The 14,365-nt window shown below is 67.6% G+C and carries 13 protein-coding genes; 6 read left to right on the top strand and 7 right to left on the bottom strand.

Features of this window, described 5'->3' with window-relative positions:
- Position 1 precedes the first annotated feature (1 nt).
- Complete coding sequence (locus EV643_RS02735) at positions 2–838, bottom strand: SRPBCC family protein (RefSeq protein ID WP_133798309.1); 837 nt, start codon at positions 836–838, stop codon at positions 2–4.
- Positions 831–1,397: a helix-turn-helix domain-containing protein gene (locus tag EV643_RS02740; protein WP_238165312.1), complete on the bottom strand. Its 567-nt coding sequence runs from the start codon at positions 1,395–1,397 to the stop codon at positions 831–833. The genes EV643_RS02735 and EV643_RS02740 overlap by 8 nt, the downstream gene beginning before the upstream one ends.
- A gap of 193 nt (positions 1,398–1,590) precedes the next feature.
- Here EV643_RS02740 and EV643_RS02745 point away from each other — a divergent pair, with 193 nt between their 5' ends.
- From EV643_RS02745 to EV643_RS02755, 3 genes are all read left to right on the top strand, one after another.
- The gene (locus tag EV643_RS02745) at positions 1,591–2,664 is read left to right on the top strand and encodes an ABC transporter ATP-binding protein (RefSeq protein ID WP_133798311.1); all 1,074 of its coding nucleotides are present in this window, start codon (positions 1,591–1,593) and stop codon (positions 2,662–2,664) included.
- Positions 2,665–2,812: 148 nt separating this feature from the next.
- Complete coding sequence (locus tag EV643_RS02750) at positions 2,813–3,241, top strand: phosphatase domain-containing protein (protein WP_238165313.1); 429 nt, start codon at positions 2,813–2,815, stop codon at positions 3,239–3,241.
- Positions 3,242–3,274: 33 nt separating this feature from the next.
- The gene (locus tag EV643_RS02755) at positions 3,275–3,670 is read left to right on the top strand and encodes a RidA family protein (protein ID WP_133798313.1); all 396 of its coding nucleotides are present in this window, start codon (positions 3,275–3,277) and stop codon (positions 3,668–3,670) included.
- 130 nt (positions 3,671–3,800) lie between these two features.
- On the opposite strand, the gene EV643_RS02760 is transcribed toward EV643_RS02755, so the two are convergent.
- Positions 3,801–5,081 (bottom strand): FAD-binding oxidoreductase, encoded by a 1,281-nt coding sequence (locus EV643_RS02760; RefSeq protein ID WP_133798314.1) that lies wholly within the window; start codon positions 5,079–5,081, stop codon positions 3,801–3,803.
- Positions 5,082–5,145: 64 nt separating this feature from the next.
- Here EV643_RS02760 and EV643_RS02765 point away from each other — a divergent pair, with 64 nt between their 5' ends.
- Entirely contained in the window at positions 5,146–6,105 is a 960-nt protein-coding gene (locus tag EV643_RS02765; RefSeq protein ID WP_202869355.1) for a helix-turn-helix transcriptional regulator, read from the top strand.
- A gap of 49 nt (positions 6,106–6,154) precedes the next feature.
- Here the strand turns inward: EV643_RS02765 and EV643_RS02770 are convergent, their stop codons facing one another.
- Positions 6,155–6,565: a hypothetical protein gene (locus tag EV643_RS02770; RefSeq protein WP_133798316.1), complete on the bottom strand. Its 411-nt coding sequence runs from the start codon at positions 6,563–6,565 to the stop codon at positions 6,155–6,157.
- Between the two features lie 75 nt (positions 6,566–6,640).
- On the bottom strand, positions 6,641–7,195 hold the full coding sequence (locus tag EV643_RS02775) for a DoxX family protein (RefSeq protein ID WP_133798317.1): 555 nt from the start codon (positions 7,193–7,195) through the stop codon (positions 6,641–6,643).
- A gap of 85 nt (positions 7,196–7,280) precedes the next feature.
- Here EV643_RS02775 and EV643_RS02780 point away from each other — a divergent pair, with 85 nt between their 5' ends.
- Positions 7,281–7,934, top strand: coding sequence for a MerR family transcriptional regulator (locus tag EV643_RS02780; RefSeq protein ID WP_133798318.1), 654 nt, complete (start codon positions 7,281–7,283; stop codon positions 7,932–7,934).
- A 136-nt stretch (positions 7,935–8,070) separates the two neighbouring features.
- Here EV643_RS02780 and EV643_RS02785 read toward each other — a convergent pair whose 3' ends face one another.
- Both EV643_RS02785 and EV643_RS02790 read right to left on the bottom strand, forming a co-directional pair.
- A complete protein-coding gene (locus tag EV643_RS02785) occupies positions 8,071–9,219 on the bottom strand; it encodes a DUF2786 domain-containing protein (RefSeq protein WP_133798319.1) in 1,149 nt (382 codons plus the stop codon).
- Between the two features lie 172 nt (positions 9,220–9,391).
- Positions 9,392–12,649, bottom strand: coding sequence for a replicative DNA helicase (locus EV643_RS02790; protein ID WP_440589961.1), 3,258 nt, complete (start codon positions 12,647–12,649; stop codon positions 9,392–9,394).
- Positions 12,650–13,025: 376 nt separating this feature from the next.
- Here EV643_RS02790 and EV643_RS02795 point away from each other — a divergent pair, with 376 nt between their 5' ends.
- On the top strand, positions 13,026–14,330 hold the full coding sequence (locus tag EV643_RS02795; RefSeq protein WP_133798320.1) for an MATE family efflux transporter: 1,305 nt from the start codon (positions 13,026–13,028) through the stop codon (positions 14,328–14,330).
- Positions 14,331–14,365: the final 35 nt, after the last annotated feature.

A 14,365-nucleotide genomic window follows, 5' to 3' on the forward strand; every position in this document is an offset into this window, starting at 1 on the left:
GTCAACCGACCCAGATCGGCGCCCAGTCGGCCTGCTCGTGGTACCGCCGGAGCTCGGCCATCCCGCTGAGCCAGCCCAGCCAAGCGGCGTACGGCGGCTGCTCGGTGTCGAAGCCGCTCATCACGAAGGTGAGCCGGGTTTTGCCCTCGGACTCGGCCAGTTCCCAGGTGGTGATCCCGATCCCCGGTCCCCAGTCGACCGACATCTTCCGGCCCTCTTCCAGGTCGACCACCTTCGCGGCCTGGCCGGCGTCGAGCCCGCCCATCGCGAACCGGCCCCCGACATACGGCTCGATGCCGATCGGGAAGCCGAACCACGCGGACGCCTGGTCGGAGTCGGTGAGCGACTCGAAGACCTTGGCGACCGGCGCGTCGATCGACAGCTCGCCGGACAGCTCGGGCGAGGTGAAGTCCGGCCGGCCGGTCAGCTCGCGGCCCTCGAGCAGGTCGACCAGGTTGGCGAGTGCGAGCGCCCAGAAGGTCTCCAGCACGCCGCGGATACTGGCGCCGGTCAGCACATCGTTGAAGTCGTAGTGGGTCTGCGAAAGCTTGATCAGGGTCGAGTCGGCGCCCTCCTCGATCAGGGTGATCTCGGTCGTCGTCTCCTCCCCGTCGAGCAGCCAGCTGAACTTGAGCGACGTGTCGTCGGCGTGCAGCACCTGCTGGTGCGGAGCGTCGCCCTCGGGGACGGAGCGGCCCCAGAACTCGAAGCGCTCGGGCAGGTCCACCGCGGAGTGCTCGCCGAGCCATTGGTTCAGCGCGGCCGGGTCGGTCAGCGCCTGGTACACCTCTTTGCGGCCGACCTTCGCCCGGGCCTGGAGGATCGTCGGTTCAGTCATGGTCTTGGTCTCCCTTGGGGTAGCAGGCCACGGCCAGCTTGAAGGCATCGCCTTCCGCGCCGCCGTAGCGCGAGAACAGGTCCTGCAGCGTGCTCTGCAGGTCGCGGAAGAACTCCTGCCGCCGGTCCGGTGGGACCCGGATCTCACCGGACACCCCGATGGACGGCAGCTCCGGAGCTGTCCGGTCCAGCGCGGCGACGTCGGCCTGGACCTCTTCCATCAGGTCCAGCAGGTAGCCGAGGCTCAGCTCGTCCTGGGCCCGGCGCAGTCCGCCGATCCGGCCGACCAGCCGGGGTGACAACCAGTACGAGCGGGCGGTGGCCTGGTAGACGCCCTCGTGGATCCCACGCACCTTGCGCTCGTCCACCTTGGTCACCAGACCGGCCTCGGCGAGGCGCTTGACGTGGTAGTAGACGCGCTGCGGTGTCTGCCCCAGCTGCTCGGCAACCTCGCCGCACGTGTGCGGCTCGGCGAGCCGGCGCAGCACCTCGATGCGCTGCGGCTTGAACAGCGCCTCGGCCTGGTCCAGCTGCTCCAGGTAGAGCACGTCTCTGGTCACAAAAAAGAGTTTGTACATAAAAAATCTGCTTGTCAACGGCTCGGCAGATCCATTGGGGGGGAATGGAAATCGGGCCGACGGCGTTGTGACGAGTGGGTTGGTGATGCGTCACCAAGCCAGACACCCAGACCTTGGGGGCCTTTGCTACGGATCGTCCGGCACGTACCTGCCGGCGAAGGAAAGGACGTGTGAAATGGCGACTGTCTCCTTCAAGGGCGCGACCCGGGTGTACCCGGGCACCGACGCTCCCGCGGTAGACCAGCTGGACCTGGACATCTCCGACGGGGAGTTCATGGTCCTGGTCGGCCCGTCCGGCTCCGGCAAGTCCACCGCGCTGCGGATGCTGGCCGGCCTGGAAGAGGTGAACGAGGGCGGCATCTACATCGGCGACCGCGACGTCACCAACAGCCCGCCGAAGGACCGCGACATCGCGATGGTGTTCCAGAACTACGCGCTGTACCCGCATATGACGGTGGCCGACAACATGGGCTTCGCGCTCAAGATGCAGGGCGTCCACAAGGAGGAGCGGGCCGAGCGGGTCGCCGATGCGGCCAAGTTGCTCGGCCTGGAGGAGTACCTCGAGCGCAAGCCGAAGGCGCTGTCCGGTGGTCAGCGTCAGCGCGTCGCGATGGGTCGCGCGATCGTCCGTAACCCGCAGGTCTTCCTGATGGACGAACCGCTGTCGAACCTCGACGCCAAGCTCCGGGTCCAGACCCGCACCCAGATCGCCGAACTCCAGCACCGGCTGGGCGTCACCACGGTCTACGTCACCCACGACCAGATCGAAGCGATGACGATGGGCGACCGGGTCGCGGTACTGAAGGACGGTCTGCTCCAGCAGGTCGACACCCCGCTGAACCTGTACGACGCCCCTCGGAACAGGTTCGTGGCCGGCTTCATCGGTTCGCCGGCGATGAACCTGATCGAGGCACGGATCGTCGACGGTGGCGCGAAGATCGGGGACTACGTGGTCCCGTTGGAGCGCAGTCTGCTCAGCAAGGCCGGTGACGACCAGACTCTGACGCTCGGCATTCGCCCGGAGGCGTTCCACATCGCCGACGAGGGGTTGCCGGTCCGGGTGTCCGTGATCGAGGAACTCGGGTCCGACGCGTACCTGTACGGCACAGCCGACCACACCGACGACCAGGTGATCGCGCGGATCAACACCCGCGCGCACAACGACAAGGGCGAGATCGTGCATCTTGCTCCGCAGCCCGACAAGTTGCACGTCTTCTCTTCTTCGACGGAAGAGCGGCTCACCGCCTGACACCTGGTACTTCGGCCTCGGGCTGACCACATCGGCCCCCGCGACCCGTAGTACGGCATCAGGCTCGACCCGTACTACGCACCCGACCCCGGACGGCACCCCCGCCGTACCGGGGTCGTGGTGATTAGTGGGCCACTAGGGTGATCTGGTGTGGAGTTCAGGGGATGCCGGGGTGCTCGAATTGCCGTCGGGTCGGTTGGTTCGTGGGCGTGGGTTGCGGAAGTCGATGCCGGCTGGGCCGGAGCCGCAGTACGGCATCTATTTGTTGGGCAAGCAGCCACCTTCCGTGCCGTGGGACAGCCGGTGGATCCGGTGGCCGGACTTTCGGTTGCCGGCGGAGCCGGTCGTGGTGGTCTTCCGCGAAGCGCTCCGGAGAGCCGGGACCGAGCGGGTCGAGTTCGCCTGCGGTGGTGGTCGGGGGCGAACCGGGACCGCACTCGCCTGCCTCGCCGTACTGGACGGCGTGCCGGCCTCGAGGGCTGTGGAGTACGTGCGGGAGAAGTACGACCCGCACGCGATCGAAACCCCTTGGCAGAAGCGCTTCGTACGGAGGTTCGTCGGCGCCGAAACCCGTTGACGCCGAGGAGCCGGGTGGCGTTGGGTCGGCTGTATGCGGATCGAGCGAACGAATCCAGACGGGTTGCATGCGACGCCTGGGTATCACCATGTGACGAAGGTCCAGACCGAGCGGCTCGTGTTCCTGGCCGGGCAGTGTCCGTTGCTGCCGTCGGGTGAGCTCGCGGAGGGTGGGCTGCCGGGGCAGACCTCGCAGGTGATCGACAACATCATGGTGGCGCTCGCGGCCGCCGGGGCCCGGCCGGAGGACGTCGTGCGGACGGTGATCTATGTGGCATCGCCGGTCCGGGAGGATCTCGCGGCGGTGTGGACGCAACTGAACGAGTCGCCGCTCGCCCCCGCGTTCACCACCGCGAGCACGCTGCTCGGCGTCGCCCAGCTCGGCTTCCCAGGCCAACTAGTCGAGATCGACGTAACAGCAGCCCTGTAGTTGAAGGCCCCCTGGGCGTTGCCGTCCCGCCAGCCCCCACCGCCCGCCACACCCCGCCCTCGCAGCACCCCCGCACCCGCCCTGCCGCGGCGCACGTCGTCGGTAGGGCCGGGCTGGATGCGGAGATGCTTCAGAGCTGGTGGTTTGGCTGGAGCATCCTGGTCGGGTCGTAGGTGTTGCGTAGTTGGAGCAGGCGATCGTGGGTCGTCTTCTCGTAGGCCTCGCTGACCTGGTGTTGGTCGAGCGGGGCGAAGGAGAAGTTCAGCGACCGGCCGACGACGTACGGCTGCCACGGGTCGAGAACCGCACGATGGAGTTCGGCGGCGTCGTTCTCGCCGGGTGTGAGGACGGTCAGCGAGTACGCCGCGTCGCGGTGGCCGACGGCGTTCGGTTCCTTCGGCGGGCGGGCCAGGGCGCCGCCGAGGTGCCTGATCATGACGACGCACATCGCCGCGGCCTCGGGACCCGCGAGCTTCGGGATCGTGGCGAGGGCCGCGGGGTCGAGCTGGTTGAGCAGGACATTGCGGGCGCCGTACGCATCCGGGCGCTCCGGTTCGGCGAAGATCCGGCCGGACTCGGTGTAGGGGATCTCGCCGACGGTGTCGAGCAGGGGTGTGCCGATGGCTCGCAGAGGCTGGATCAGTTCCTCGCCGTTGCTGCCGAGAATGCTGAGCGAGACTTGGGCGACGTACTTGCCACGCAGCGGTGCGGGGACGGGTGGGATGTCGGGGAACGGCACGATCGCGACCGCCGAGGTCACCTCGTCCGGAACCGTTGCGGTCCACTCGCGCCAGGTCTCGAGGATGCCCGGGGTGGCCGGCAGTTCGTAGTACAGGCTGCCGCCGAAGAGGGTGGTGACGGGGAAGAGGTCGACCTCGAGTTCGGTGACGATGCCGAAGTTGCCGCCGCCTCCGCGAAGTGCCCAGAAGAGATCGCCTTCGGCGTTTCGGAGGGTGCCGTCGGGGGTGACGACCTCGATGCGGCGGACGTGGTCGGCCGCGAAACCGTGGCGCCTCGCCATCAGGCCGACACCGCCGCCGAGCGTGTAGGAGATCGCGCCGACGCCTGGGAAGCTACCGGACAGCGGGGCGAGACCGTGTTTGGCGGCCGCGTCGATGACCTGTTGCCAACTGGCGCCCGCCTGGATGGTTGCGGTCCGTTGGCCGGGGTCGACGGTGACGTCGTCGAAGCGGCTGGTGGTGATGAGGACGGCGTCGGTCGGTCGGGTGTGGCCGTGGCCGGTCGCCTTGACGGCGAGTTTGAGGTCGTGGTCGCGGGCGTAGCGGACGGCTTCCTGGATGTCCGCTGCGCTGGTGGCGCCGAAGATCTTCGCCGGCTGGTGCGGATCGCGGCGCTGGAAACCCAGGCGTTGCTGGTTGTAGCCGGGGGTCTCTGGTGTCCATGTCTTCATGGGGACCACGTTAGGGAGCCTTCCGGACAGGGCTTGTCCGCAAGGCTGTGGAATTCTGGTTCTTGTGAACGATTTGCCCGGGCGGTTGTTGCGACTGCTGTCGTTGCTGCAGTCGCGGCGAGAGTGGTCCGGCCGCGAACTGGCCGAACGGCTCGGCGTCACCGACCGGACCGTACGGCGTGACGTCGAGCGGCTGCGTTCCCTCGATTACCCGGTGACGGGCACGACCGGGACAGCGGGCGGGTATCGACTGGCCTCGGGGCGGAACATGCCACCCCTCATCCTGGACGCCGACGAAGTGGTGGCGGTGGCGGCCGGGCTCGCGACCGTGACCGGGATCGAGGGGATCGAGGACAGCGCGATGAGTGCGCTGGCCAAACTCGAACAGGTGCTGCCGGCCCGGCACCGTCCGCAGGTCGCGGCGCTCGGCGAATCGTCGGTGGCGCCGCACCTCGACCTGCCCCGGATCGACGCGCAGTTGCTGGCGTCGCTGGCCTCCTGCTGCCGGGACTCGGAGATCATTGCCTTTGACTACGAATCCCGGTCGGGTGCGAGCAGCTCGCGCCGGGTGGAGCCCCACCAGTTGGTAGCGGTGCACGGGCAGTGGTATCTGCTCGCGTACGACCCGGAGCGCGCGGACTGGCGGACGTTCCGGGTGGACCGGATCAGCTCGGTGCGGCCGAGTCGGCACCACTTCACGCCGCGGGAGCTGCCGGCGCCCGACGCGTTGTCGTACCTGGAGCAGTCTTTCGCGACGGCGTCGTACCGGCACTCGGTGACGCTGTGGGTGCAGTTGCCGGCCGACGAGCTCAGGCGGAACTTCTACCGATGGTGGCTGCCGGGCACCGTCGAGGCCGACGGGGTGGATTCGTGCGTGGTGCGGTTGACGACGGAGTCGCCTGAGCTCCTGATCCAGTACGTCGCGGCGGTGGTTGCCCTGGGCGCCGAGTTCACGATGCAGGCGCCGGAGCAGACGGCCGCCTTGATCCGCGATGTCGGACTGCGGCTCGCCTCCGGCGCGTAGCACCGGGAGCTTCGGGCCGCATGCGTTCTGGGCCCCGAAACTGCGGCGGTCAGGCGGTGATCAGGCCGATCCCGAGGGTCACGACGCCGACGGCGAGCGAGGCGGCGCCCAGCCAGAGGACCCAGAAGAACTGGTTCGGCTGGGTCCGGTCCTTGCCGGCCGACGAGGCGAAGAACCCGCCGGACATCAGGATCGCGGCAACCGGCAACGCCAGCCGGCCGATCCACAACCAGAAGCCGCTCAGCCCGGTCGAGTCGACGTAGAGCAGGCCGACCAGGCTGAGGATCACCAGTACGCCGGCGTGCGCGTGGCCGGCCCGGGCGAACGACTTCTGGAAATCCGTCATCGGGACCTGTCCGCGGACGATCTTGGTCATGAACCAGCCGCCGATCTGGATCGTCACGATGGTGAGCAGGATCGCCCCGGCGATGGTCCGGGACGCCTCACTCAGTTCGGTCATGATGGAACTCCTGCCTGGTCGGGCTTGTGGTGGGGGTGGTTTGTCTAGGTTGCTGGGGTTCTGGTCGGCTTGGAATCAGCGGTCGACGAGTTCGGTATCTGCCCGGTCGGCCGGGTTCGACGCTGACTTGGCCGACCCGAGCAGGCGGCGTACCGGCGTACTGTCTGCCGACCGCGCTACCCAGGCGGCGACTGCCAGGTAGAGGACCTGCTCGGGGATGCGCTGCCAGAGCGGGGTCGCCGGTTCGCCATTGGCGAAGGCAACGTTCTCGACGGCCGCGTAGATGTTCGCCGGCAGCAACGTCACGAACAGCGCGACCAGGGACCAGCCCGCAGCCCACCTCGTTGCCGTCAGCACCAATCCGGCCGCGCCGAGCAACTCGAGTACGCCGGTCAGGTAGACCATCGCATCGGCGAACGGCACGAACGGCGGCACCATCCGCACCATGTCCGCGTGGGTCGGCATCACGGTGACGCCGGCCGGGACGAAGTGCGCGCTGGCGGTCATCACCAGCATCACCGCCATCCCGTGCGCCGCGCTCACCGGCCAGCTCGCGAACCGCCGGACCCCGACCGCGCCGAGCGCACGGAAGACCAGCGTGGCGAGCACCAGAACGATCAGGACGATCATGGACGCTTCCCTTCTAGTGGATAGTCGCGCTATCCGTTTATGGATACTGCTACTATCCATCACGAGTCGAGGAAAGGCAAGGGAGATGCGAATCGCGGAGTTGAGCCGGCAGTCCGGAGTCCCGGTGCCGACGATCAAGTACTACCTACGGGAGAACCTGCTGCCCCCCGGCGAACTGAGCAGCCCCAACCAGGCCCGCTACGGCGAACACCACCTGCGCCGGCTCCGCCTGATCCGCGCCCTCGTCGACCTGGCCCAGATCCCGATCGCCCAGGTCAAGGAGATCGTCGCCGGCCTCGACTCCCCCACGCTCCCCCTGCACGACCAGATCGGACGCGCCCACCGCGCCATCACCCCGACGCGCAACCTCACCACCACCCCCGAGGCACACACCGCCGCGTCCCGTCAGGTCGACGACCTGATCCGCTCCCGCGGCTGGACCATCGAACCCGACGCCCCCGCCCTCACCACCCTGGTCGACACCATCGCCGCCATGCACACCCTCGACCATGACTACCTGACCACTTTCCTCGACACCTACGCCGACGCCGTGGAAAAGTTCACCACCCTCGAGATCACCGCGGTCACCTCCCGCCAAACCCCCGACCAAATCGCCGAATCAGTAGTAATCGGCACCATCCTCGGCGAAACCCTCATCTCCTCCCTCCGCCTACTAGCCCAAGAATCCATCTCGGCCCACCTCTGGACAGGTCACCCAGCCGGCCCGGCCGGGGACTGACTCAGCAACCATGGGAATTCTGCGTTCCCACTCGCGGGCCGCACCGAAGCAACTCGGTCACGCGGCTAACTCAACATCCAACCTCTGATACAGACACCCAACGCCGCTCGATCCTGTGGTCGCCGGCGTCGCTGGGTCAGGTCTGGACCTCGTCGAACAGGTTGAGCTGGGCGAGCTCGGCGGCGGCACGACCGCCGGCCCAGCCCTCCTGGTTCGTGATAGCCGTGCTCTTCTCGACCAGGTTGGGGAACATCATGGCGGTTAGCTCGTCGACCTCTACTTCGTGGTCGCGGATCGCCGGCAGCAGGGCTGGTGCGGCGGCCGCGGTCACCGACTCCTCGGTCACCCGGCGCAGCCTCTGACCGATGTGCACCGCGAACGAGAGCAGGAATGACTGCCGGAACGACCGGGTTCTCGAGCGGCCTGCCAGGTCCGCTCGCGAGCCGTGGGCGAGCATCGCCCGCTGTGCCTGGGCCAGGAGTGATGTGATCATCAGTTCGGCTGCGTCGAGGTCGAACGCCGATCCCACAACGGTGCATACGCCCAGCCGCGTGTCGTAGACGGCCCGGCACCGATTCGCTCCTGCGACCTCGTCGACGAGTGTGGCCTTGGCGTCGAGGTACGGCGCGTCGAGCCAGACCCGGCGATATGTCGTCGTCGATCGGTCGTCTCCGTGCTCGTCCCCCAGATGCAACAGCTGTTCCAGCGAATATGTGCTGATCAGCTCTTGCGCCTTGGCAGAGAGTGCCTCCCCCTCCTCGGGGAACGTGGTTGCCTCGGCCTTTGCGAGCAGCGCGCGAACCTGGGCGAGCTTCGCGGACGCGCGCGACCCGATTGGTGCCTGCTCGGAAGCCCGTCGCTGCACAGGGACCTCGGCGGCGGGCAGTGCTGCGACGAGAGCGATCAGCCGCAACGCCAGCGAGAGGTCTCCGTCGTCGCCCAATGCGAGCTGCCGTGGCTGGCCCAGCGCCGAGATCTCGGCCTCCCAGGCCGCGGTATGGCCGCCGCCGACGTGGCGCGCGGCGAGCACCAGTCCGGACACCACCGCGCGATGGCTCGACCCGATCATGCGGTCGACGGCTTCCGCAAGCTCCGCCGGACCCCAGCCACCCCGGAGGGCGGGCGTGAGGACGCGGGTCAGTAGGTCGGTGACCGCCTGCTCCAGCGCCCCAGGAAGCGGGCACTCCCGCCGGAGGGACGCCGCCCTGCGGCGGGCCTCCTCCTCGGACCCGCGCGGCCCGAGCGCGCGCACATGAGCCACCACACGCAGATCCGCGAAGGCCACCGGATCCACGGTGAACCCGTCGCCTGATCCGAACGGCGACCCGCTTGGACGTCGCGAGCCGTGCTCCTGTCTCGGCTGCTTTCGCTTGCGAGCGTCCCGCCGCGCTTTGCTGTTGCGCCCCATCGCGAGTGAACCCCTTCACTGGCTGGTGATGTGAGTGGCCGGGAGCTCGTCAGCCGTCGTGAGCCATGTCCACAAACCGCGAGTAATGCCCCTGGAATGCGACCACCACATCGGCTGTAGGCCCGTTGCGGTGTTTGGCGACGATGAAGTCAGCTTCGCCAGGACGGGTGGATTCCCGTTCATAAGCGTCTTCACGGTGCAGAAGAATTACAACGTCGGCATCTTGTTCCAAACTGTTATGTAAAGCAATTCCATTAGCAACGAAATTGTGAGTGCCGAGAACTGTCGCGTCGAATACTTCTTGTTCACCGATGCTTTCGATCTGGATTACGGAATCCCAGAAGATATCGTTTGTCGCAAGCAATTCGAGGTCTGCGACATCGAGGATCTTCGCCACATCAGCGAGTCTCTGCCGCGTAGGCGCACCGGCGAACACCCGGCCGGCATTACGCAGTCCGAGCGCAGCCCCGAGGGCAACCTGGCTCATCCCACGGTCGAGCATCGCCGCCTTCACTTGGTCCCAGACTTCAACGGGGACGGTGTCGAGCTTCGGCGCAGCCTTGATGTCTTGCAAATAGCCCACTAGTTCACGCACTGTGTCACCGCGTGAACCATGAACGCCGATCTCCTCGCAGAAGCGCCGATGATTGTCTACCCCGTGGATGTTCAGGTGATACGAATCGCGATAGCCAGACTTTCTCGCGACACTGATACGGCTGAAGATGTTGCATCTGAGGAGGAGACGCGCAAGATCGTCGACCATCCGCCGACTGGTCGACGCGTAGTAGATCTGGGCGGTATTGATCTCGGGGCGCCAGCGGACTGAGCCGTCGGTGGCCCAGAGGTGGCGGATGAAGGTGGCGATCTGGTCCTTGGGGAGGCCGAAGACGGCGTCGGGGATGAACTTCTCGTGACTGCGGAGGCCGAACAGACCGAGGCCGTCGAGCCAGGCTGCGATCGGGTTCCGCTTCCCGCGGGCGAGCCGGTACGGCGCCGGCAGGCGGAGCGTGGTGACCCGGGCGGCGGCGTACTCGTCGCGGATGGGATTGATACCGAACCGGCGATGAGCGGCCGAGGCGACCGCGTCGAGGTTGTGCTCGTCGATACTCGCGTACCGGATCGGCTGCCGCTTCACGAACGAACCGTCGCCGAGCAGATGCGCCAGCAGAACGACTTCGTCCTCGTCCCACGGCTTGACGTCCAGCGGTGCCGGTACGTGTCGGAGCGATCCGACGCGGGAGCTGGGGACCAGTTCACCCAGCGGTTTCCAGCCGTCGTATGTGAGGAATGGGTGGTTCGCGGTCGCCTTGATCTCCCGGCCGGACGCGAGCTTCAGCCGGAAGACCTCCTTCACACCGCTGGAGAAGGCGTGCGTCATCGTCCTCGGCACCAGCTTCAGCCGGTCGTCGAGCGACCAGACCGGGATGTCCCGCGCATCCGTGGAGAGCAGTTCGCCCAACGAGATCTCGGCGCCAGTGTCCGCTCGCAGCAGTCGGGTGTCCGCGGTGAGGCAGCCGGATTCACGGAGGTCGGAGGCCATCGGGCGTTTGTCGGAGCGTTGTTCGGAGCCTCGGTTCAGCTGGCAGATGGCTACTACGGGGAGTTCGAGTTCTTTGGCCAGGAGCTTGATGGAGCGGGAGAACTCGGAGACTTCGAGCTGGCGGGACTCGACCTTCTTGCCGGAGGTCATCAGCTGGAGGTAGTCGATCACGATCAGGCGGAGGTCGTGGCGCTGCTTGAGGCGACGGGCCTTGGCGCGGATCTCCATCATGGTGAGGTTCGGGGAGTCGTCGATGAACAGCGGCGCCTCGGAGACCTCGCCCATCTTGCGGGCCAGCCGGGCCCAGTCCTCGTCGGTCATCTTTCCGTTGCGCATGTGGTGCAGCGGGACCTTGGCCTCGGCCGACAGCAGTCGCATGGTGATCTCGTTGCGGCTCATCTCCAGCGAGAAGATGCACGAGGTCAGGCCGTGCTTGATCGACGCCGACCGGGCCAGATCCAGGCCAAGGGTGGAGTTGTGGGTCGGGATCATCGTCTTGCCGGCCAGGTACAGGTGGTCGGGGTTGTCCACCTCGACACAGCGGACCGGGACGCTCTCGACCGGTTCGATCCACTCGAGCCGGCGGTCGCCGTCACCCTGCACGCCGACGGGGACGCCGTGGCCGGTGATCTCGCGCAGCGCCGAGCCGGGGATCGCGGGGGTCAGGCCGGGGACCGCAGACATCACCGTGAACAGGTCGGACGTCGTGCAGACCACCGGGCGGCCGCCATCCTCGACGCGCCACTGGTGCTCGGCGTCGGCGACGATCGTGCTGCTGTCGGAGAAGGTGAGCCGGAAGCAGGGCCGCTCGACCATCACCTCGGTCGCCGCCACGACCATGGTCGGCAGGCCGTCGGCGTCCAGGAGCTCGTCGCCGACGGCAACTTCTGCCATCGTCGTCCAGCCGGTCGGGGTCGGCAGCGGGGAGTCGAGGGCGAGCGCCTTCCCCATCGCGGGACGGGCGGCGACGATGATCATCTGACCCGGGTGCAGGCCGTTGGTCAGCTCGTCCAGATCGGTGAAGCCGGTGGGCACGCCGACCATCGCGTCACCGCGGGAGTCGATCGCCTCGATCTCGTCGAGGGCGCCCTCCATGATGTCCTTCAGCGGGGCGTAGTCCTCGGTGGTGCGCTTCTCGGTGACCTGGTAGATCTCGGCCTGCGCCTCGTCGACGACATCGTCGACCTCGCCCTCACCGGCATAGCCCAGCTGGACGATCTTGGTGCCGGCCTCGACCAGGCGGCGCAGGATCGCCTTCTCCCGCACGATGTGCGCGTAGTACCCGGCATTTGCCGCGAGCGGGACCGAGGCGACCAGCGTGTGCACGTACGGCGCGCCGCCGATCCGGGCCATCTCGCCGCGACGGGTCAGCTCGGCGGCGACGGTGATGGCGTCGGCCGGCTCGCCCCGGGCATACAGATCGGTGATCGCGTCGAAGACGATCTCGTGCGCCGGCCGGTAGAAGTCGGTGCCGCGGATGGTCTCGATGCAGTCGGCGATCGCGTCCTTGCTCAGCATCATCGCGCCGAGCACGCACTGCTCGGCCGCCAGATCCTGCGGTGGGGTGCGGTCGAAGCCCATCGCCGGGTCGCGCTCCTCGGCGCCACCCTGCCCCCCGCGGAACTCCGCCACGCTCACTCGTCCGACCTCCTCGTCCCGCTCGATCTGCCGCCGACCCGCACTCGCACCCAAACCGGCAACGCGAGCCCGAATCGAACACCTGATCGAATCGTAACCAAAGCTGCCGACAGTTTCCGCTGGCAGCATCCGCAGGCAAACTCACCCCGAGACTGCGGGCGGACGTGTCAGTCCCGCGACCGTACGCCCGGATGGCCGAACCCTGGTAGCCGGACATCCACAGGGGGTGTGGATGAGTTGTGGGAAACGCGGGCCACGGGTGTGCACAGGTTGGGCATATCCCTGTGGATATCTGGGGACAACTCTCCACAAACAGCCTCTGACCTGCGGTTTTCTTCGCGCACAGGTGTGGAGAAGAAAAAGTTTCGAAACCCGCTAACGGGACACTCGGTCCGGTTGTCTGTGCACAGGCGGCGGCAGGCAGAATGAGCCACATGCGCATGGCCGGCTGGTCGACACCCACCCGCCCCGACACGCCGGGGCGTCGACCGGCGACCGCGCCCGCGTGAAAGCCCAGGATCGGGAGATCCTGCGGCTGGCGGTGCCGGCGTTCTTCGCCCTCGTCTCCGAACCCCTGATGCTGCTGGCCGACTCGGCCATCGTCGGACACCTCGGTACGCCGCAACTCGCGGCACTGGGCGTCGCCGGGACGATCCTGCAGACGCTGGTCGGGGTCTGCGTGTTCCTCGCCTACGGCACGACGTCGGCCGTGGCCCGGCGAATCGGTGCCGGTGATCACCGCGGAGCACTCGCGCAGGGGATCGACGGACTCTGGCTCGCCCTGCTGCTCGGCGTCGTACTGGCCGTTGCCGGACTACTGCTGGCGCCCACCGCGATCGCGGCCTTCGACCCGTCCCCGGATGTGGCCGATCACGCTGTCACGTACCTGCGGATCTCGTGTCTGGGGATCCCGTCGATGCTCCTGCTGCTCGCGGCGACCGGCGTACTGCGGGGTCTGCAGGACACCAAGACCCCGATGGTCGTCGCCATCAGCGCGAACCTGGCCAACATCGGGCTGAACCTGCTCCTGGTCTACGGACTCGACCTGGACATCGCCGGCTCCGCGCTGGGCACCACGATCGCCCAGACCGCGGCCGGGGTCGCCCTGGTGGTGGTTGTGGTTCGCGGGGCTCGACGGGATGGCGCCAAGCTGAGTCCGGACCGCCCGGGCATCGTGGCGTCGGCGCAGGCGAGCGTGCCGCTCGTCGTACGGACGCTGACGTTGCGGGTCGCGATCGTGCTGGCCACCTTCGTCGCCACGGATCTCGGTACGACGTCCGTCGCGGCGCACCAGGTGGCGTTCACGTTGTGGTCGTTCCTCGCGCTGGCGCTGGACGCGATCGCCATCGCGGCGCAGGCGCTGACCGGTCGGGCGCTCGGCGCGGGTGACGTCGAAGGTACGCGGGCGATCACCCGGCGGATGATGTGGTGGGGGCTGGTCTCGGGTTTCGTCGGCGGGCTCGTGTTGTGGGGGCTCAAGGGGATCTACGTGCCGTGGTTCACGGAGGACCCGGAGGTGCGGCATGCGCTGGCCGCCGTACTGCTGGTCGCGGCGATCTGGCAGCCGGTCAACGGGGTCGTGTTCGTACTGGACGGAGTGCTGATCGGCGCAGGCGACGGACCGTACCTGGCGGTGGCGGGCGTGATCGCGCTGGTGCTGTACGTACCGCTCGCGCTGAGCGTGCTGTGGTTCGACGGCGGGGTGGTGGCGCTGTGGTGGGCGTTCGGTGGGTTCATGTTGCTGCGTCTGATCACTCTGCTCACCCGAGAACGCCGTGACGCCTGGCTCGTCACCGGCGCCGTCCGTTGACGTCAGCAGACAGCGGAGGTAGCGGGATAACGCGA

Source organism: Kribbella caucasensis (assembly GCF_004361855.1).
In the GTDB taxonomy this organism is placed as follows: domain Bacteria; phylum Actinomycetota; class Actinomycetes; order Propionibacteriales; family Kribbellaceae; genus Kribbella; species Kribbella caucasensis.